Origin of the sequence: Pseudoalteromonas sp. EB27 (assembly GCF_001974875.1) — a bacterium.
In the GTDB taxonomy this organism is placed as follows: domain Bacteria; phylum Pseudomonadota; class Gammaproteobacteria; order Enterobacterales; family Alteromonadaceae; genus Pseudoalteromonas.
The window spans coordinates 181,766-201,698 of sequence record NZ_MTQD01000008.1 but is presented as its reverse complement, the minus strand read 5'-3'; the positions used below and the strand labels follow the sequence as shown (position 1 = coordinate 201,698).

Sequence of the window (19,933 nt, the reverse complement as noted above, 5' to 3'; positions counted from 1 at the left end):
AGTGGACAAGTTACTTGAACAAATAAAAAAAGGCACCGTGTGGGCATTTCCTGGCGGCATACACCCACCACAGCAAAAATCACTCTCTAATAGTGCGAGTATCACTCGCCTACCTTTGCCCGACAAACTCATTGTTGCGCTTAAGCAACACATAGGCGCAAACGGTAAGTTACTTGTAGAAAAAGGCCAACACGTCTTAAAAGGCCAACCACTTACAGCGCCTGCTGCTAACTGGTCGGTACCTGTGCATGCGCCAAGCTCTGGTGTGGTTACTGATATTGCACCTATGCCATCAGCACATCCATCGGCCCTACCTGAACTAAGTGTTATTATTGAACCAGACGGCAAAGACGAATGGGTAGCTCTAAATAAAAATAAAAATCCTGCTGAGCTTAGTCATGACGAGCTAATAAATATTATTCACCAAGCCGGTATTAGTGGTATGGGTGGTGCTGGCTTTCCTACTTATGTGAAAGCAGATACTAAGCAACCTATCGAATTTTTGATTGTAAATGCTGTTGAGTGCGAACCTTATATTACTGCCGATGACGTTTTAATGCGCGAACACGCTAAAGAAGTTATCCAAGGCATTGAAATTATGCAGCAGCTTTTAAACCCAACACTGTGCATTGTGGGTATAGAAGATAATAAGCCAGAAGCTATTGCAGCAATGAAGCAAGCAGCTGAGCATAACTCAAAAATCATTATTCAAACGGTGCCCACTATTTACCCCTCTGGCGGTGAAAAGCAGTTAATTAAATTACTTACCAACCGTGAAGTTCCTAGCATTGGTATTCCTGCCGATATTGGTATTTTAGTGCACAACACGGGTACTTTGTTTGCCGTACAACAAGCCGTTTATGAAGGCAAACCGCTAATTGAGCGTATAGTTACAGTAACAGGTAACACTATTCATAAGCCTGGAAATGTATGGGCACTACTTGGCACTGAAATAAAGCACTTACTTGATTGCCAAGGGTTCTCGCCTGTACCTCAGCAAAGTGTTGTGATGGGCGGCCCGATGATGGGATTTACGCTACCCACAGTACGTATTGGCATAGTTAAAACAACTAACTGTATTTTAGCGCCCGATCATAAAGAGCTAGCAGAGCCCGGCCCTGAAAAAGCCTGCATTCGTTGTAGTGCTTGTGCCGATGCCTGCCCTGCTTCTTTATTGCCACAGCAATTACAGTGGTTTGCTAAATCAAAAGAGTACGACAAGCTACAAGAGCATAATTTATTTGACTGTATTGAATGCGGTGCTTGTGCATATGTGTGCCCAAGTGAAATCCCTCTTGTACAATACTATCGTGTGGCCAAAGTTGAAATTAAAGAACAGCAAGCTGACAAAATAAAAGCCGACAGAGCAAAAGAGCGCTTTGATGCCCGAAAAGAACGTTTAGAGCGTGAGCAAGAAGAACGCCAAAACCGCCATAAACGTAAACCTGCGGCTAAATCTGCTGACGAAAAACAAAAAGTAGCTGAGGCACTAGCTCGTGTTAAAAATAAATCAGATAACGGCGATGAAAAATCAGCTGTTGCTGCCGCTATCGCACGCGCTAAAGCTAAAAAGCTAGGCGATCAATCTGCTGAATTAGAGCCAGACAATAGCGAAGTAGCAAAAGAGCGCGCACTACGCAAAGAACAAGCGCGCAAATATAAAGAGCAAAAATCGCAAACAGATGAATCGGCCGAGACTGCACCCGTTGATGATAAAAAATCAGCAGTCGCTGCAGCCATTGCTCGTGCTAAAGCCAAAAAGGCAGCACAAGCAAGTGAAGTGGCTGAGCAGGCAGTAAGTGAAGAGCCACAAAGCGTGGCACCTGTTGATGACAAAAAGACAGCGGTAGCTGCGGCCATTGCTCGTGCTAAAGCCAAAAAGGCGGCACAAGCAAGTGAAGTGGCTGAGCAGACAGTAAGTGAAGAGCCACAAAGCGTGGCACCTGTTGATGACAAAAAGGCAGCCGTAGCTGCTGCCATTGCTCGTGCTAAAGCTAAAAAAGCGGCTAAAGCATTAGAAGACTCTGAGCAATCCGTGAGTGAAGATCCACAAAGCGTGGCACCTGTTGATGACAAAAAGGCAGCCGTAGCCGCTGCCATTGCTCGCGCTAAAGCTAAAAAAGCGGCTAAAGCATTAGAAGACGCTGAGCAATCCGTGAGTGAAGATCCACAAAGCGTTGAGCCTGTTGATGACAAAAAGGCAGCCGTGGCGGCGGCCATTGCTCGTGCAAAAGCTAAAAAAGCAGCTAAAGCATTAGAAGAAGCCGAGCAATCCGTGAGTGAAGAGCCACGAAGCGATGAGCCTGTTGATGACAAAAAGGCAGCAGTAGCGGCGGCCATTGCTCGTGCTAAAGCTAAAAAAGCGGCTAAAGCACTAGAAGATACCGAACAAACTCAGCCGCAAGAGCTACAAGTTGATAGCGCAGCACCGAAGAGTGCAGAAAATAACACCGATGACTCATCAGATCTTATTAGCGCAGATAAACCTAAATCAGCCGACGATAAGAAAAAAGCCGCCGTGGCTGCTGCAATTGCGAGAGCAAAAGCTAAAAAGTTACAAAAAGAAGGAAATAATCAGTCATGAAATTAACCATGGCCAGTTCGCCGCATAATCACAGCCATAAATCGTTAACACGATTAATGCTTAGCGTTATTGCTGCGTGTGTTCCTGGGCTAATTGCTCAAGTTTTCTTTTTTGGTACCGGGGTGCTTATTCAGCTAGTACTAGCCCTTGTTGCTGTAAGTGTATTTGAAGCTGCAATAATGCTAATTCGCAAACGCCCTGTTTGGCCTGCATTAAGTGATGGCAGCGCATGGCTTACTGCTGTGTTACTGGCACTGAGTATCCCTCCACTTGCACCTTGGTGGATAATTATTATTGGCTGTTTATTTTCTATTGTTATCGTTAAGCAACTTTATGGTGGCCTTGGTTTTAACTTATTCAATCCAGCAATGGCGGCTTATGTACTGCTTTTAGTTTCGTTTCCAGTACAAATGACCGCATGGTTGCCAGTAACTGATTTAATAAATACACCAATAGGCTTTGCTGATCAGCTAAGGCTAATATTTACAGATTTTACGGCCTCTGGGTTTAGCCTAGATCAAGTACGTGCAGGGGTTGATGGCCTAACAATGGCAACACCGCTGGATACTGTTAAAACAGACATAGCACACGGTTTAACCGTTACCGAAAGTATGCAAAAGCCACTATTTAACGAATGGGCTGGCCTTGGTTGGGTGTGGGTTAACTTAGGATTTTTAGCGGGTGGTTTATATTTATTAAAAGCAAAAATAATTAACTGGCATATTCCTGTAAGTTTTATTGCAAGTTTAGCACTATGTAGTGCGATTGGTTATATTGCAGCACCAGGAACAGAGCCGGGTACCCTATTTCACTTATTAAGTGGCGCCACAATGATGGGGGCCTTTTTTATAGCAACCGATCCGGTATCTGCAGCAACAACTAACAAAGGGCGCTTAATTTATGGCGCACTAATTGGCTTACTGATTTATTTAATTCGTACCTTTGGTGGTTTTCCTGATGCCATCGCATTTAGTGTATTACTGATTAATATTGCCGTGCCGCTAATAGACTACTACACACAGCCGCGTACTTATGGCCATGGAGCAGTAAAATGATCATTTCGTCAATGGCTAAAAATGGTGCTATTTTAACTGCGTTTGCGTTAGCAACGACGGGCTTAGTTGCCTCTATCAATGCACTTACTGCCGATAAAATTGCAGAGCAAGAACAACTACAACTTACTGCGCAGCTACAAGAAGTGCTCGACCCAAAATCGTACGACAATCAATTATCACAAGATTGCGTAATTATTACTGACGAAAAACTAGGTCCACACGCAAATCAAGTAATTTACCGTGCTCGTAAAAACAATAAACCAGTCGCTGTTGTTATTAGGCATGTTACGCCAAACGGCTACAGTGGCGATATAAATCTATTAACCGCCGTTTTAAGTGATGGCACCATAGCGGGTGTACGCACTACTAAACACGAAGAAACTCCTGGTTTAGGCGACAAAGTAGAAGTTAAAAAATCACTTTGGATCACAACATTTAAAAGCTTAACGGTTGAAGGTGAAGATGACGCTCGTTGGGCTGTAAAAAAAGATGGCGGTCAGTTTGATCAATTTACAGGTGCAACCATAACGCCTCGTGCTGTAGTGGGCTCTGTTAAAAATGCCGTATTGTTCGCACAAACTAATTTTGATGATATTTTTGCAGCACCTAATGCCGAATGTTTAGAGGTAACTAAATGAGTGAGTTAAAAACATTATACAAAGAAGGTGTGTGGGTAAATAACCCTGCCCTTGTACAGCTTTTAGGTTTATGCCCACTGCTTGCCGTTACCTCAACTGTAACAAATGCCTTAGGTTTAGGCTTAGCAACTTTACTCGTACTAATAGGCTCCAATGTTACCGTATCAATAGTGCGTAACTGGGTGCCAAAAGATATTCGTATACCTGTATTTGTCATGATCATCGCGGGCTTTGTAACTATAGTTCAATTACTTATGAACGCTTACACCTTTGGTTTGTATCAATCATTGGGGATTTTTATCCCGTTGATTGTAACTAACTGCGCCATTATTGGCCGCGCCGAAGCATACGCCTCTAAAAATCCTGTTCATTTATCAGCATTTGACGGCTTAATGATGGGTTTAGGCTTTATGATTGTGCTTGTTGTTTTAGGCGCTATGCGTGAGTTAATTGGCCAAGGTACGCTGTTTGACGGCGCCGACTTATTACTTGGCCCATGGGCACAGAGCTTGCGCATAGAAGTATTTAACTTTGATAACCAATTTTTACTCGCAATTTTACCACCGGGTGCCTTTTTAGGGCTTGGGCTGCTTATTGCTGCAAAAAACGTAATTGACGCACAAATAAAATCAAAGCAAATTGCACCGCCAGAGGCTGAAAAAGGCCCTCGAGCACGTGTTACTAGCTTAACTTAAGGGGAAAACGTATTAGAGCAACAATTAGCACTAATACGTTTTAAGTTGCATGAATAAAGAAAAACGTCACCAAATACTGTCGCGCCTACGCGACGATAACCCACACCCAGTTACAGAGCTTGAATATTCAAGCCCGTTTGAGTTACTAGTAGCAGTAACTCTTTCAGCGCAAGCAACCGATGTAGGTGTTAATAAAGCCACCCGAAAGTTGTTCCCTGTTGCTAATACACCCCAAGCCATTTTAGATATAGGCCACGATACACTGCGTGATTATATAAAAACCATCGGCTTATTTAACTCTAAAGCTGCCAACGTTTATAAAATGTGCCAAATTTTGGTGGATGAACATAACAGCATCGTGCCAGAAAATCGTGAAGCCCTAGAAGCCCTACCAGGCGTTGGCCGTAAAACCGCTAATGTTGTACTTAATACCGCCTTTGGCTGGCTAAAAGATAATGAAGGTAGATACTTTTTAGCAGTAGATACTCACATCCAACGTCTTGCAAACCGTACTGGTTACGCTAAGGGTAAGACTGTTGAGCAGACTGAACAGGCTATAATTAAAAATACGCCAAATAAGAAAGAATTTATGTTTAACCTCCATCATTGGTTTATTTTACATGGGCGCTATACGTGTACAGCGAGAAAACCAAAATGTGGAAGTTGTATAATTGAGGATTTGTGTGACTATAAAGAGAAAACTGAGTCATAGTTAAGAGTAGTTATTTTTTAATTAGCATAAACCTTTTAACGGTCACATCTTTAGTTTCTATTTAAGAAGCTGGCGATTTGATTCTCATATGAGCCTTTATTCGGCCAGCACCAATTAAATTGAAAATTTGCGTTAACTTCAGAATAGTTTGAATTTAAGCGAGGTGTTGCAAATAGATTATGATTTATTAATTAGAGCCCAGCTAAAACCTAAAATTTAAATACGGAGTTAATTGGAAGCTATTTCCGGTTTGTGCCAATTGCAGACAGTGGTAACGCCGCAGTAAACTGCGCTAAGTTTGGCGACAGTTTTGCAGCTTTTTGTTTTTGTAAAGATGACGACAAGCCGTAAAGCGTCAGATTTAATTGCCTTGTTAGAATTGATTACCACACACACCTCTAGTGACAGGGGCTGATAGTTTATATTTTTTTACTACATCAATAATTGCTTCGAAAAACCACTGTTCAGCATCAGGGTGAACATATACCTCTTCTATTAAAACATTGAGGTCTACAGATATTTTATAACCAGGAGGACACCCTTCACTGTAATGGTGCTCTCTAGACTTTATATATAAGCGCACTTCTTTTTCAAAAGAGAAATGCGGTCTCTTAATAAAAAATGGTTGTCGGGAACATTGCAAAGAGGGAAGGCTATCAAAATCTAAATATTGAACATCATCTAAAGCTATTTCGAGCGAAAACTTCATTACATCGTCCAAGTTAAAACAACTCTTCAATTTAGAACTATTAGTTTTTAGAGCAACAGAGTTTTCAGATTCACCATAAATTTCCCACATAATCATATTTTCATCTGCATTCTTATGCCAACAAGTAAAGTATGAATTGTTTTTTACGTATTCTTCATAATCAAATGCATTCTTAATTTGGCTATCACTAGTAATTTTATTTTCAAACTTTAATTGCTCGTATATTACATTTAATTCGTCTTTCATCTCTTTAGAAAAATAGCCTTCCCGCTTATCTTTTAAGGTATTTGAGCGCGCTAACCACAACTCACCTGTACTTAAAAGTGATAGGAATTTTGACACATCCATGTATTTCCACAGGTCAATATCATCCTCAAGGTATTCCATAATTATTTTATATGGCAAAACTCATCCTAATTCTAAAGAGACTGTAGAATAACTCCAACAGCCAAATTCAATTAAATAACGAGCTCCAGTAATTAACTCTAAGCGTTTTTAAAGCATTAGGTAATGCATTTGGAACCCATAAAGCGGACTAATTTTCTTTAAAAGAGTAATCCTAGAGCCTCAACGCCGCATTCAGCGGCTTGTCCGCTCCAATGTTTTGTTAGGGCTTAATTCGGAGTTGCTTACAAGCAGCTTTCCATCGATAAGATATACATCTATCTCATCTTGATCCATCAGGTGAGCCAAAACATTGAAGCTGTCTAGCTTTGCATCTAACAAATCAAATACTTTGTTTTTTATTTTAGCAACAAAGGTAACATGGCTTTCTAATTCATCGCTCAAATTCTTGCGGTCATAACCAGACAAGCTCATATCTTCTTCGATTTTTTGCTTGCGCTCGCTTGTAAAGTTTTCAAAAGCTTTCAGTCGGTACTCCGTAAGTTTCTCAAGTTCTCGTTGAACTCTATTTGCGAATTCTTTATGCCTCTTAATGTTGCTGTCAGAATAGTTTCCACTAAGAACTATTTCGCAAATTTTACCAGCCACCAAGCGTTCGAAAACTGAAAATACTGGATGAGATAAAACTTTGCTCTCGAAGAACCGGTCAGGATTGATTTGTCGACCATCACCTGCAGTGAACCAGTAGTTATAACCCGTTGAATAGTAATCTGGTTCCGACTTCAGCAAGTCGCTAAATCTCTGTCTTTGAGAGACATACATTTCATAACAGTCTTCGTTATTCTTTACTATGCGAGATAAATATACATCTCTCATTGACCTATCCACTGAGATGTCAGGTATGCTTCTAAAACTATCCACTATAGTCTCTGAAATCCTTTCAAATCGAGCCTGCTCCCCAAGAATCTGGTGATTCCTGATATCAGCGCAAAGATGGGAAATGTAAGATAGATTATTTTGAATTGCGCCATATAGACTTATGCCTAACAAAGTAGGCATTAGATCCGTTTGATTTTCTAGCTCAACTTTCTCCAAGCCAGCAACATCACTAATTTTACCTTTCTCTATGCATGTGGATGTCAGTAGCCCCTTTAACTCCCCACTGTTAATTGTCATTAGTTCACGAGAAGAGTCTTTTTTAAAAACAACTCTATAAAAGAACTCATCTTCAGTTCCTGTCGAGGATTTTTTTAGCTTTTGACTAAATGCTGAAACAAATGACGAATCTGAAATTAGAGAGGGGTTAGGAATTAACTCTAAGAGCTTCGGATTATTCTCAAAAATAACTTGAATGCTTTTTGGTAAACCTGACATGTATAGTCCTTTCTATATTTTTGAGCCCTAACAATTTAATAGTGCGCTCATCGCGCATATTTCTGCCAACTTAACGCTCATTTATCTACTTTATTTAGTTTTAACAAATAACCTAAAGCATTACTACCACTAAGTTTTTTAAAGCTTTAAAGTAAAGTTTAATAGAACCAATATGCGCGTGTCGCTCATTTTCATGAATGTATGCGCAAAGCGTAGTTTACCCAATCAATTAACGACGATATTTGGCCAGTATCAATGACCGCTCCTCGCTCTTTGCCGAAGTTCGCCTAAGTGCCATGAGCGGGCATTAAAGCGTAACTCGTTTCTGCCCCAAAACGTGTTGAGGCGAATGCCTCAAAAGAGCGATTACCGGCCATTGAGGTTGGTTAAATACAATGGAAAACTGTGATAGTAATATCTAAAGTTATTTGTTAAAAATATATAGATTATAAAGGCGAGCTTTACATCCGCTCAGATGTGCCCTTCGAACACTAAGAAATGTTAAGCATTTAAGGAATAAATTTGAAACATCCCAAATATAAAGGTGTTAACTTTCTAGATGCAGAAATACGAAAACTTGAACAAAATGTAATTACTAGAGAGATAGAGTTCGAGTGGGCAGTAAAAAAATTAAAAAATGCAGATCCTTATGACGATATACATAAATTAAGGAAGGCCTTAAAAAGTAAAGAAAAGTCTGTTATTAAAGCTAGACGACAAGTTAAGTCAAAAATAGCTCAAAAAACCAGAAAGTTAGCTGAGCGAAATAAAGAAAAATTTGGTGGTAAAGTTCAAAAAAGAAAGAATATTGCACTTAATCAATCATTAAATGAAGAATTAAAAATTCAGGGAAACATATTGTCTCAATTAAAAAATATGCCGATCAGTTTTGCTAAGGATTTAACTAAGCAAGATGGTAAAGCAAGCGACTTATTTATTTCACACGCCTCTGAAGATAAAGCTGATTTTGTGAAATCATTAGCAGATGAGCTCATAAAACAGGGAGTTTCAGTTTGGTATGATGAATACGCACTAAGAATTGGTGATAGTTTAAGGAAGTCCATTGATAAAGGCCTTTCTCAATCTAGGTTTGGTTTAATTATTTTATCTAAAAGTTTTTTCGAAAAAAACTGGACACAATATGAACTAAATGGATTAGTCGCAAAAGAGATGGAGGGTGAAAAAGTCATTCTTCCTATTTGGCATAATATTAGTAAAGATGAGATTATGAAGTTGAGTCCTACGCTTGTGGATAAGTTTGCTCTTAATTCAGCAACTAATACGGTATATGAAATTGCAGAAAAAGTTGCAGATGCCGTAAACAACGCGTGAAAGCTAATTAATTAGAAAATCCCTAAGAGAGAATAAGAGCAAATTTTGGCTCATGAATCTCATTATCGAACGTCTGCAACTGGCACTTAGCTGAACTTCGCCAAAGAGCTACAAGCAAACATTGAGTTATTGGTTTTAATAATTAGCTTTTAACTAAATTTAAATAAACTTTAAAGCTGGTAGTTTGATTATTTGAACTGACCTCTATATCTCCACCGTTTGCTTGCGCTAGAGCTTTAACTATTGCAAGCCCTAAACCTGCTCCGTCACTGTGTCGTTGCCGCGACTTATCAGGTCGATAAAAGCGGTCAAATAAATAAGGTAAATGCTCAGAAGGTATTCTCTCCCCTGTATTAATCACTGAAATGCATATTTTTTCAGCGGTGGTCATTTCACTGTTTACAGTGATTGATGAGCCTTTTGGAGCGTACCTAATTGCATTGGATAGTAAGTTTGATAATAATTGACGAAAGTGTAATTTGTCACAATAAAAACAAAGGTTTTGACCTTTTTTATTAAATGCAATCAATGAGTCTTCAGCCAAAGCGTCAAAATACTCAAATAACACTTCAATTTCATCATGGCTTTTTAGAGTGTTTTGAACTGGTTTAATTAGCCCGTTTTGAGTTTTGGCGAGCCAAAGCATATCACTAACCATTTTCGTTAATCGCTCGAGTTCTTCTAAGTTAGAAAATAATAATTCTTGATACTCTTCCAACTGCCTTTTTTTAGATAATCCAACCTGTGTTTGAGTAATTATATTCGTTAGTGGAGTTCGTAGTTCATGAGCAATATCACTAGAAAAATTTGATAAGCGAATAAATTCACCCTGGAGCCTGTCGAGCATTGAGTTAAACGACTGCACCATATTAACAAGCTCAATAGGCACTTTATTTTCATCGAGCCTTACATCCATTTTATTAGTTTGGATATCGTGTATTTTCTGACTTAAACCTCGTAAAGGGTTTAATCCTTGATGTACAGCAAACCAAGCCACCAATGAAATGAGTACCGCTGAGCCAAACATAATGGCCCAAAGGCTTTGTTGAAATTGATTGAGAAAGTGTAAATGAAAGCTCATGTCTATCGCTGTAGTAATTTTGTATTGCTGTTGCTCAGTACTTAAATTACTCACCAGAGCTCGGTAGGTGTGGGTATCATTTTGCCATGAGGTAATGTTGTTACGGTTAAAGCCAGTTGAAGCCTTAGCACTCATTACAAAATCACTAAAATCTCGTTCAGAGCTTTGAAAAATGAGATCTCCTTTTGCGGTATTTACCTGATAGTAAACACCGTGATGACCCGCTACAGCGTTAGATAATTCATTTTTAAATTTCAGGTTTGATTTATAGTGTTGTCTTAAAACTAATTCAATAGATTGATTAATAACATGCAGTTCACTACTATCTTGCTGGAAAAAATGATGTTTTATCGAACTATTTATTAAGGTGGCAACTAAAGTTAAGCACGCAATAACGGTTACAGCCACAAACAACACAACACGCATCGTAAGTGATAAAGGCCGTGACTTAATAGCCATCAGTTTCAACCTCTAATTTATAGCCCATACCGCGAACTGTATGAATTAATTTAATAGTAAAGTCATCATCAACTTTTGCTCTTAGCCTACGAATGGCAACATCAATCACATTGGTGTCGCTATCAAAATTCATATCCCATACTTGAGAAGCAATTAACGAACGTGGCAGTACTTCACCTTCGCGCCGTAACAATAGTTCAAGTAAGCTAAACTCTTTATTACTCAATAAAATACGCTTGCCTGCACGTTGTATTTTTCGCTTTGGAATATCCATTTCTAAATCAGCAACGATCAGTATATCGTCAACTGTTTGTACTGCACCACGGCGAATAAGAGTGCGTACTCTTGCTAAAACTTCAGCAAAAGCAAAAGGCTTTATTAAATAGTCATCAGCACCAAGTTCGAGCCCCTTTACTCTATCGTCTATGCTATCGCGAGCAGATAAAAATAGTACTGGGGTTTTGTTATCTGCTTCACGTAGCGACTGTAAAATTTTCCAACCGGATACGTCAGGTAACATGACATCAAGTATTATTACATCAAATAATTCGGTCATTGCTAGGTGATGACCGTCAAGACCATTGCGCGCCAAAGAAACCTGAAAACCTGCTTCACTTAGTCCCTGTTTTAAATAATCTCCCGTTTTTGCTTCATCTTCAACAACTAATAAGCGCATACAATTCCTTCATTAAAGTCCTAACAACTACCTCTGCAAATATTATGCAGTATCTGTCACTACAGCAACATGACACCAAGATTACAACTTTGTAATGTTCGCGTCATGTTGAAGACAGGTCTATTTTCTATACTCAATACATATTCTGCTATGAAGGAGTAAGGAAATGGGGTTTAAAAAGTCATCACAACAGGTTAGCACACCACGAAGACGATTTGTTCAAGGCTTAATTGCAGGAGGTGTACTTGCTGCTTTTCCGAGTGTATTACATGCTGCATCATCTTTAGTAGCAGGAACAATAACAGGCACTGTGCCCGAACTTAGCGGCGAAGTAATTGATCTGGTTATAGATGAATCGCCGGTTAACTTTACTGGCGTAGTACGTATGGCGACAACTATCAATGGATCTATACCCGCTCCTACCTTGCGCCTCAAAGAAGGCGATGACGTTACTATTAGAGTAACAAATAAGTTATCAGTACCGAGTTCAATTCATTGGCATGGCATTATTTTACCGTATCAAATGGATGGCGTACCAGGTATCAGCTTTAAAGGCATTATGCCGGGCGAAACCTTTGTTTATAAATTTAAACTGCAACAAAGCGGTACATATTGGTATCACTCACATAGTGGCTTTCAAGAAATGACAGGCATGTACGGTGCATTAATTATTGAACCGCGAGAAAACGATATTATTAGTGCAGATAACGAGCATGTTATTCAATTATCTGATTGGACTGATGATGACCCAATGGCGCTGTTCCGTAAATTAAAAGTACAGAGTGATGTATTTAATTTCAATCAACCCACTGTCCCAGAGTTTTTCGATGACGTTTCAAGCAGCAGTATTTCAAATGCTCTACAGCGCCGAAAAATGTGGAATCAGATGCGAATGAATCCTACAGATTTAGCTGATTTATCTGCATCAGCAATGACTTTTTTAATGAACGGTAGTACTCCAATGGCAAACTGGCGTGGATTATTTAAAGTCGGTGAAAAGCTTAGGTTAAGGTTTATTAATGGCTCTAGTAATAGCTTTTTTGACGTGCGTATCCCCGAGTTAAAACTAACGGTTGTACAAGCAGATGGGCAAAACGTTGAACCAGTGACAGTTGATGAATTTAGATTCGGCCCTGGTGAAACCTACGACGTAATTGTTGAGCCTAAAAATGATGCCTATACGATTTTTGCTCAAAGTATGGATCGCTCTGGTTACGCAAAAGGAACTTTATCAAGCTCGCCTAATATTGATGCGCCAGTACCTGCACTTGACCCTGTTGAATGGTTAACGATGACCGATATGATGGGCAATATGACCCACGGCGGTGAGCACTCTGCAATGGCTGGTATGGCAGGCATGTCAGGTATGAACTCTAAAGAAATGGATCATAGCGCTATGGGCCACGGTGCAATGGCGATGGATCATAGCAAACATGGTATGTCTGAAAACCCATTAGCGGTTGCCAGCTCTAAAGTGCGTCATGCAAAAACGGAGTATGGAGCTTCAGTTGATATGCGCGTTGATATGCCTAGAACAAATCTTGATGATCCTGGTATTGGTTTACGTAAAAATGGTCGTCGTGTTTTAACACTTGCAGATTTACACTCACTTGAAGGGATCACTAACCAGCAAGAGCCAGAAGCTGAAATTGAGCTGCATTTAACCGGAAACATGGAGCGTTATAGCTGGTCATTTGATGGCTTAGAATTTGGTAAAAGCACGCCAGTGCATATGAAGCATAACCAACGTTTAAGAGTTATTTTACAAAACGATACCATGATGACGCACCCTATGCATTTGCATGGTATGTGGAGTGATTTAGAAAACGAGCAAGGTGATGTGCAAGTGCGACGTCATACGATACCTGTTCAACCCGCACAAAGAATCAGCTTTTTAACCACCCCTCACGATGTAGGTCGCTGGGCTTGGCATTGCCATTTATTATTCCATATGGATGCCGGTATGTTTAGAGAGGTAGTCGTATCATGAAACAATTAAAACTATCTAAATCATTAGGTTTATTAATGTTAACAGGGGCTTCATTAATTAGTTTCCCTTTATTAGCGCAAAGTGAAATGGCACAAATGAATAGCGCTAAGATGCAACCACAAGGAGGAAGTGCACCTAAAGATGCAAGAGACCCCCATGCTTACTCTGCGGGAACAACTTTAACAGAAGGCCCATATGCGCTTGAGGGCAATGAGCGATTAACACTCGCTGATGAGCATCCATTTTACGCATTACTAGGCGATCGTCTTGAATATAACGAGCAAGCAAACGCAGGTGTATTTGACTTACAAGCATGGTACGGCACTACCTTTGATCGATTGGTAATTAAAACCGAGGGTGATTTCAGCGAAGGAAGTATTGAAGAAAACCAAACCGATATTTTATGGGGTCACGCCGTATCAGCATATTGGGATACTCAAGCAGGTGTTCGTCTTGATTACAATAAAGAAGGTGAAAATCGGCAATGGTTGGCTTTTGGCTTACAAGGTTTAGCCCCTTATTGGTTTGAACTTGATATGACAGCATACGTAGGTGAGCGAGGCAATACCGCATTTACGTTAGAGGCAGAGTACGAACTATTACTCACGCAAAAGCTAATTATACAACCGCGAGCCGAAATTACACTTTATGGCAAAAACGATAAACAAAACGAACTTGGAAGTGGCCTATCAAGCAGCGCGATTGGCTTTAGGGTTCGTTATGAATTTACACGCCAGTTTGCGCCCTATATTGGCGTTGAATGGAGCAATAAATTTGGCAATACCGCCGACTATGCCACATCAAGTGGACAAAGTAGCAACAACACCGCATTTGTTACGGGTATTAAATTTTGGTTTTAATCATTTTAAATAAGAGGTAATTATGAAGTTTTTTAATTCTGCAGTAGCTATTTTAGGTTTAGTACTTACATTTTCCGCATCAGCGCATATATCACTCAAGCAATCAACACCTGCGCAAGAAGCCATGTTAATGAAAAGCCCAGAGCAACTTTCGTTAACTTTTGGTGGTGAAGTAAGGCTAGCAAAAGTCATCATCAAAGATGAAAAAAATAAATCAATAAACTTTGATTTCAAACCAAGCTCTACCCCAAGCACAGACTTTAGTTGGTCATTGCCGAGCTTAGTCCAAGGCACTTACACGGTTAAATGGACAGCACTGGGTGGTGATGGACATAAAATGACCGACACGTTTAGATTTATGGTACACAAAAGTGAATCGCATAAGATGATGCAAGTACAATCTAATACCCACAGCAAACATAATCATTAAGTAGCAACATAATGCAATTAAGTGAATGGTCAGTACTCTTACTATTATTAAAACTAGCAAGCTATATCGCAATTTCAGGGCTTGCGGGCACTTTATTAATGCGCTTTATGTGTGGCAACAGCAATGTTGCAGGGCATCACTTAATTAGCTTTTATCAGTTCTTAAAACGTTGGCAAATTACGTGTGTAGTTACAGGTAGTATTGCTGCACTTTTACAAGTACCAATAGAAGCTGGAGCAATGGCTGAATCAGGCTTTATGGGAATGTTTGACCCCTTTATGCTTGAAATTGTTTGGCAATCAGTCATAGGTGACCAAGCAACGTTTAGAATACCAGCGCTTATTATTGCTCTAATTAGCGCATGTATGTGGAGTGTGGAATCAGATGATAACGTAGCAGGTTATAAAAACGTTGCCGTTATACTAATCATGCTTGGGTTTATCGCTTATAGCTTCACTTTTACTGGGCACAGTGCAAATGAAAATGGGTTAGTGAAAAGTATTTTAACCTTTCACCTTATTGCCATTGCGAGCTGGTTAGGGTCATTGTGGCCGCTTTACAAAAGCTGCACTTTACTACCTACCAGTGAAGTAAAGCGGTTAATGCATTACTTTGGTCAACTCGCTATTGTTATTGTATTTGTACTACTTATTTCGGGCTTAACTCTGCTCCTGCAGTACCTAGAGTCATTTTCTGCATTGTTTACATCAAATTATGGGCAACTAATTTTATTAAAGCTGTTACTCGTCAGCGCGATGCTGTTACTAGGTGCATGGCATAAGCTTTTTTTAGTCCCGCAAATCACTCAACAACACCATATAAGTATATTAAAACGCTCGATCACTGTTGAAATATTAATTGCCCTATTTGTACTTATTACAACAAGTGTATTTACAACACTTGTTGGTCCGCCTATTTAACGATTAATAAAAAAGGAAAATGTATGTTAATTAAATCCTCTAATTTAAAAATTTTATTGCTACTAATTTTTAGCGCTGTTAGTTCTTTTGCTGTGAACGCACACACCCATGAAGAGCACACAAAAAAAGGCTGGGTCTTTGTTAATGTTGATAGCGAAGCTGCAAAGGCAGTTAGCTTATTTCATGCATCCCTAAAACAAGGCGATGCCAAAGGTGCCCGTAAATTACTGGCCGACGATGTCGTCATTTTTGAAGGCGGAATTGTTGAGCGTTCTGCAGATGTATACGCGAACCATCATATGATAGCGGATATGAAATTCTTAAGTGCAGTTGATAGTGAACTGCTAGAGCATCAAGTTCACACAAATGGAGACATAGCTTACTCAATTTCAAGAAGTAAAACTCAAGGAAAGTATAAAGGGAAAGATATTAAGTCTACGGGAATGGAATCAATCACATTAAAAAACACCGATAAAGGTTGGAAAATCACTCATATTCACTGGTCTAATTAAGGAGTTAACAATGCGAGTAATCTACATTACCTCAGCGTTTTTTTTATCATTAACTATGTCATTTTCGGCAATGAGTATCGAAAAACAGCATAAAACATCAATAATCTATGAAAATTCAGAAAAACCTGAAATTGAGCTTACCGTTTATAAAAGTAAAAATTGTGGATGTTGTAATAAGTGGATTGCTCATTTGAGTGAAAACAATATTCAAACAAAAGCAATTAACGTTAATGACATGGGGTCGATTAAATCTCAGTATCAAATAAAACCTAATATGCGCTCATGCCATACAGCCGTGTCAGCCGATGGATTTGTATTTGAAGGTCATGTTCCCGTTAAACATATAAAACAGTTTTTATCTGGGCAACACGCTCCGCACATTACAGGCTTAAGTGTACCAGCCATGCCTATTGGCACTCCCGGAATGGAAATGGAGGGTATATTTCACAAATATAATATTGAACTACTCACTGACAACTCAAATGAAGAAACCTACAGATACATAAGTAAATCCAGCGAGCAATTTTAGCCTAACGGCATAATTCTTGAGTTAATTATTAAATACCCATTTTACACAACAGGAAACACTGATTTGTGAGCTTGATAGTGTAAAAATTACTCACATGTAAAAACAAAATACAAAACTTTTAAGGAGCAATACAATGTCACACTATTCAAAATTTTTTTTAATGATAGCAACATCCACAATAACCATGTTTGTATTGATGTATTTGAACACCTACCAACTTAGTCATGTTTATTTTAGTGAAACTCGTACTTATATGGCGCTTTATATGGGAGCCACGATGGCAGTGATAATGCTACTTTTCATGCTCAATATGTATAAAGATAAAAAGAAAAATATAACAGTACTCATTGCTAGTGTTGCCGTATTTGCAGGAAGTTTATTTTTAGTTCGCTCACAAGTGACTGTTGATGATAGCTCATGGATGTCGGCGATGATCCCACATCATTCAATTGCCATACTCACCAGTGACAGGGCAAAAATCAAAGATAAACGCGTTCAAAAGCTTGCTACAAATATAATTGAAGCCCAAGAGCGAGAAATAAAAGAAATGCAATGGCTCCTAAAAGATATAGAGCAAAACGGCATTGCACAAACCAATGCTCAAGCACAATTAAGAGCTGTTCCAGATTTCAATTCAAATAAATAAATAAACCGCATAACATAAGGAGTAAAGCATGAGTAAATCAGCCCAACTTTTTAGAATGGCAACAGATGAGCATATTTGTCCGTTTGGTTTAAAATCAAAAGACCTACTAGAGCGAGAGGGATATACAGTTGATGATCAGCTTTTAACTTCTCGAGAGCAAACAGATGAATTTAAAAAACAACACAGTGTAGAAACTACACCTCAAGCATTTATTGATAATAAACGTATAGGTGGCTACGACGATTTACGTGATTACTTTAATAAGCCACAAGCAGCCCAAGAAGGTACAACTTACACGCCCGTGATTGCGATTTTTTCGGTTAGTTTTTTGCTTAGTGTGGCATTTAGTTTTGCATCGGATAATAGCTTATTATCAATGCAAACCGCTGAACTGTTTGTAGCCCTAACAATGGCAGTGTTAGCAATACAAAAGCTTCAAGACTTATTTAGCTTTACTAATTCATTTATAACCTATGACTTAGTCGCTATGAAAGTAGTCAGGTACGCTTATGTTTACCCATTTTTAGAAGCATTTGTTGGCATTGGAATGATAGCCGGGTTACCAGCCTATATTATTGCCCCTATTTCATTATTCATAGGTGGGGTTGGTGCTGTTTCAGTGATAAAAGCAGTCTATATAGATAAACGAGAGTTAAAATGTGCGTGTGTAGGCGGTGACAGTAACGTACCACTAGGGTTTATCTCTCTAACAGAAAACTTATTTATGATAGCTGCCGGTATTTGGATGTTTGTTAGGTAAATAACAGCTTTAATTTAAAAATATGATGACGAGCTTATTTATAGCACGAACCAGATTCAGTAGTTGAGTCTGGTTCTGCCTGAACTTAAAATGCCATCAATTTGCTCTGGCTTCTCTAAGGTATCTTGAAGTTACAACGAGACTAAAGTTTTTTATCAATTGCATGATTTAAAAAAGCACTAGCCCTCTAATTTTATTAAATAGATCTAATCTAAATTTGATTCCAGAATTCTTTTGGCAATAAATTTTTAATCATCCTAGTGTTTAAGAATTTATAAATTTAATTAATAAATTTTGTGAAATTTTTCTAGTCCGCTTAGAGCGAAAAGCAGACATTGACCGTTAATCGTTTCAACGACGGCAATTAGCCATACGTTGCATGTTTGCTCCCTTACTGGTTTTACGATATCCAAAACCGACATAACGACCATTAAGCAAATACCAAAGTAAAATAGGTATGTGCTTCAATCATATAGCCAAAGAGGATAAAGCGTTAATAGCACTGCTACAGGCCCTAGAATGCTGAAGACAGCTCTGGTATGGTTTTTATTTTTGTGCCAGTTGTATAAGTTTACCAATAGTTCCAAAGATGCAAAAATAGGTAAAAGCGTATTTACAGCTATTCCTTCGAAGTGAGAGAAGAAGCCTAGTCCTAATGCCGATGCAAGTGACCTTAATGCAGGGAAGCAGGCCGTGCCGCTAGCCAAACGCCACTAGAGCCTACTCTGTCTAATATTTTATTTATCATTTGAAAGTCTATTGGTTGATATTACCATCATTCTAAACTCCGTATATAAGTACGGAGTCAATCATTTTAATGAATCAATTATGGGGCAATGTGTTGGATCTTCGTTTTGCATACAGGTATTTGTCATATCCACAATTACTTTCTCTAAACGTTGAAGGTCATTAATTTTGTCTCGAATGATTGCTAACTTTTGTCGGCTTAATAGCTCAACTTGAGTGCAGTTGCTGTCCATAGACATTAGCGATTTTATTTCTCTTAACGTAAAGCCGAGCGCTTTGGCTTTTGTGATAAACCTAAGTTGTCCTGCTATTGTTTCGTCATATTGTCTATAACCAGATATTGGTTTTTCAGGTTGTGTAATCAGCCCTTCTCGTTCATAAAAACGAATGGTTTCTACATTTAAATTTAATGATTGTGCTAATTTGCCAATGGTTTACATTATTGCCTTTGTGAATACTACTAATCTAAAGTTATATTTAGTTTAGCTATCCAATGATTTGATGATGCCGCACGCTTCAATTGTATTGTCTGAACCACAAGCACTTGCCATCTGTTGTAATTCAGCTTTAAGCGCCCTTAATTCTTTCATACGTTTATTCACTAGTGCAAGTTGCTGATCAATTAATGCATTAACGCTAGAGCAGCTTTCTTCTGGCTTATTTTTTAATTCGATAAGACGTTTAATATCATTGAGTGATATATCTAGGCTGCGACAATGCTTTACGAATTCCAATTGTTTAAGTGCTTTACTATCATACAGCCTGAAATTACCTTCTGAACGGTTTGGATTTAACAGTAATCCTTCTCTTTCATAATATCTAATCGTTTGTATTGAACAGCCCGATTTTTTTGACAATTCGCCTATTTTCATCAATTTC

At 38.9% G+C, this 19,933-nt stretch carries 21 protein-coding genes; 14 read left to right on the top strand and 7 right to left on the bottom strand.

Features of this window, described 5'->3' with window-relative positions; genetic code table 11:
- Nucleotide 1 precedes the first annotated feature (1 nt).
- Genes rsxC through nth form a run of 5 tightly spaced genes read left to right on the top strand, consistent with a single transcriptional unit; the run spans nucleotide 2 to nucleotide 5,684 of the window.
- Nucleotides 2-2,584 carry an electron transport complex subunit RsxC gene (gene rsxC, locus BW142_RS11050; protein ID WP_076924860.1) on the top strand — a complete coding sequence of 861 codons (2,583 nt, stop codon included), beginning with the start codon at nucleotides 2-4 and terminating at the stop codon, nucleotides 2,582-2,584.
- Nucleotides 2,581-3,639: an electron transport complex subunit RsxD gene (gene rsxD, locus BW142_RS11045; RefSeq protein ID WP_076924859.1), complete on the top strand. Its 1,059-nt coding sequence runs from the start codon at nucleotides 2,581-2,583 to the stop codon at nucleotides 3,637-3,639. Before rsxC ends, rsxD begins: the two co-directional genes overlap by 4 nt.
- Complete coding sequence (gene rsxG / locus BW142_RS11040) at nucleotides 3,636-4,277, top strand: electron transport complex subunit RsxG (protein WP_076924858.1); 642 nt, start codon at nucleotides 3,636-3,638, stop codon at nucleotides 4,275-4,277. Before rsxD ends, rsxG begins: the two co-directional genes overlap by 4 nt.
- Nucleotides 4,274-4,972 (top strand): electron transport complex subunit E, encoded by a 699-nt coding sequence (locus BW142_RS11035; protein WP_007585346.1) that lies wholly within the window; start codon nucleotides 4,274-4,276, stop codon nucleotides 4,970-4,972. The genes rsxG and BW142_RS11035 overlap by 4 nt, the downstream gene beginning before the upstream one ends.
- Before the next feature lie 49 nt (nucleotides 4,973-5,021).
- A complete protein-coding gene (gene nth, locus BW142_RS11030; protein WP_039487264.1) occupies nucleotides 5,022-5,684 on the top strand; it encodes an endonuclease III in 663 nt (220 codons plus the stop codon).
- Between the two features lie 373 nt (nucleotides 5,685-6,057).
- Here nth and BW142_RS11025 read toward each other — a convergent pair whose 3' ends face one another.
- A complete protein-coding gene (locus BW142_RS11025; RefSeq protein ID WP_143475931.1) occupies nucleotides 6,058-6,798 on the bottom strand; it encodes a hypothetical protein in 741 nt (246 codons plus the stop codon).
- Between the two features lie 174 nt (nucleotides 6,799-6,972).
- A complete protein-coding gene (locus BW142_RS20785) occupies nucleotides 6,973-8,112 on the bottom strand; it encodes a hypothetical protein (RefSeq protein ID WP_076924856.1) in 1,140 nt (379 codons plus the stop codon).
- A gap of 522 nt (nucleotides 8,113-8,634) precedes the next feature.
- Between BW142_RS20785 and BW142_RS11015 the strand changes: the two genes are divergently transcribed.
- Nucleotides 8,635-9,444 (top strand): toll/interleukin-1 receptor domain-containing protein, encoded by an 810-nt coding sequence (locus tag BW142_RS11015; protein ID WP_002962239.1) that lies wholly within the window; start codon nucleotides 8,635-8,637, stop codon nucleotides 9,442-9,444.
- 142 nt (nucleotides 9,445-9,586) lie between these two features.
- Here the strand turns inward: BW142_RS11015 and BW142_RS11010 are convergent, their stop codons facing one another.
- Together BW142_RS11010 and BW142_RS11005 are read right to left on the bottom strand one after the other, a co-directional pair.
- The gene (locus BW142_RS11010) at nucleotides 9,587-10,984 is read right to left on the bottom strand and encodes a heavy metal sensor histidine kinase (protein ID WP_010388405.1); all 1,398 of its coding nucleotides are present in this window, start codon (nucleotides 10,982-10,984) and stop codon (nucleotides 9,587-9,589) included.
- The gene (locus tag BW142_RS11005) at nucleotides 10,974-11,660 is read right to left on the bottom strand and encodes a heavy metal response regulator transcription factor (RefSeq protein ID WP_010388408.1); all 687 of its coding nucleotides are present in this window, start codon (nucleotides 11,658-11,660) and stop codon (nucleotides 10,974-10,976) included. Before BW142_RS11005 ends, BW142_RS11010 begins: the two co-directional genes overlap by 11 nt.
- A gap of 166 nt (nucleotides 11,661-11,826) precedes the next feature.
- On the opposite strand from BW142_RS11005, the gene BW142_RS11000 reads away from it, so the two are divergent.
- The 8 genes from BW142_RS11000 (at nucleotide 11,827) to BW142_RS10965 (ending at nucleotide 18,307) form a co-directional block, all read left to right on the top strand.
- Nucleotides 11,827-13,650, top strand: a complete 1,824-nt coding sequence (locus BW142_RS11000) for a copper resistance system multicopper oxidase (RefSeq protein WP_010388409.1) — start codon at nucleotides 11,827-11,829, stop codon at nucleotides 13,648-13,650.
- Nucleotides 13,647-14,510, top strand: coding sequence for a copper resistance protein B (locus BW142_RS10995; protein ID WP_002963237.1), 864 nt, complete (start codon nucleotides 13,647-13,649; stop codon nucleotides 14,508-14,510). The genes BW142_RS11000 and BW142_RS10995 overlap by 4 nt, the downstream gene beginning before the upstream one ends.
- A 22-nt stretch (nucleotides 14,511-14,532) precedes the next feature.
- Nucleotides 14,533-14,940, top strand: coding sequence for a copper resistance CopC family protein (locus BW142_RS10990; RefSeq protein ID WP_010388411.1), 408 nt, complete (start codon nucleotides 14,533-14,535; stop codon nucleotides 14,938-14,940).
- Nucleotides 14,941-14,951: 11 nt separating this feature from the next.
- On the top strand, nucleotides 14,952-15,860 hold the full coding sequence (locus tag BW142_RS10985; RefSeq protein ID WP_010388414.1) for a CopD family protein: 909 nt from the start codon (nucleotides 14,952-14,954) through the stop codon (nucleotides 15,858-15,860).
- 23 nt (nucleotides 15,861-15,883) lie between these two features.
- Complete coding sequence (locus BW142_RS10980; RefSeq protein ID WP_002963057.1) at nucleotides 15,884-16,372, top strand: nuclear transport factor 2 family protein; 489 nt, start codon at nucleotides 15,884-15,886, stop codon at nucleotides 16,370-16,372.
- A gap of 10 nt (nucleotides 16,373-16,382) precedes the next feature.
- Nucleotides 16,383-16,901 (top strand): DUF411 domain-containing protein, encoded by a 519-nt coding sequence (locus BW142_RS10975; protein WP_002963058.1) that lies wholly within the window; start codon nucleotides 16,383-16,385, stop codon nucleotides 16,899-16,901.
- A gap of 133 nt (nucleotides 16,902-17,034) precedes the next feature.
- Nucleotides 17,035-17,547 carry a DUF305 domain-containing protein gene (locus BW142_RS10970; RefSeq protein WP_010388415.1) on the top strand — a complete coding sequence of 171 codons (513 nt, stop codon included), beginning with the start codon at nucleotides 17,035-17,037 and terminating at the stop codon, nucleotides 17,545-17,547.
- Nucleotides 17,548-17,575: 28 nt separating this feature from the next.
- Entirely contained in the window at nucleotides 17,576-18,307 is a 732-nt protein-coding gene (locus BW142_RS10965) for a MauE/DoxX family redox-associated membrane protein (protein ID WP_002963060.1), read from the top strand.
- A gap of 464 nt (nucleotides 18,308-18,771) precedes the next feature.
- Here BW142_RS10965 and BW142_RS20930 read toward each other — a convergent pair whose 3' ends face one another.
- The 3 genes from BW142_RS20930 to cadR form a co-directional block, all read right to left on the bottom strand.
- Nucleotides 18,772-19,014 carry a MerC family mercury resistance protein gene (locus tag BW142_RS20930; RefSeq protein WP_327077832.1) on the bottom strand — a complete coding sequence of 81 codons (243 nt, stop codon included), beginning with the start codon at nucleotides 19,012-19,014 and terminating at the stop codon, nucleotides 18,772-18,774.
- Nucleotides 19,015-19,116: 102 nt separating this feature from the next.
- Nucleotides 19,117-19,485, bottom strand: coding sequence for a MerR family transcriptional regulator (locus BW142_RS10955; protein WP_028834999.1), 369 nt, complete (start codon nucleotides 19,483-19,485; stop codon nucleotides 19,117-19,119).
- Between the two features lie 51 nt (nucleotides 19,486-19,536).
- Nucleotides 19,537-19,926 (bottom strand): Cd(II)/Pb(II)-responsive transcriptional regulator, encoded by a 390-nt coding sequence (gene cadR, locus BW142_RS10950; RefSeq protein WP_002962247.1) that lies wholly within the window; start codon nucleotides 19,924-19,926, stop codon nucleotides 19,537-19,539.
- Nucleotides 19,927-19,933: the final 7 nt, after the last annotated feature.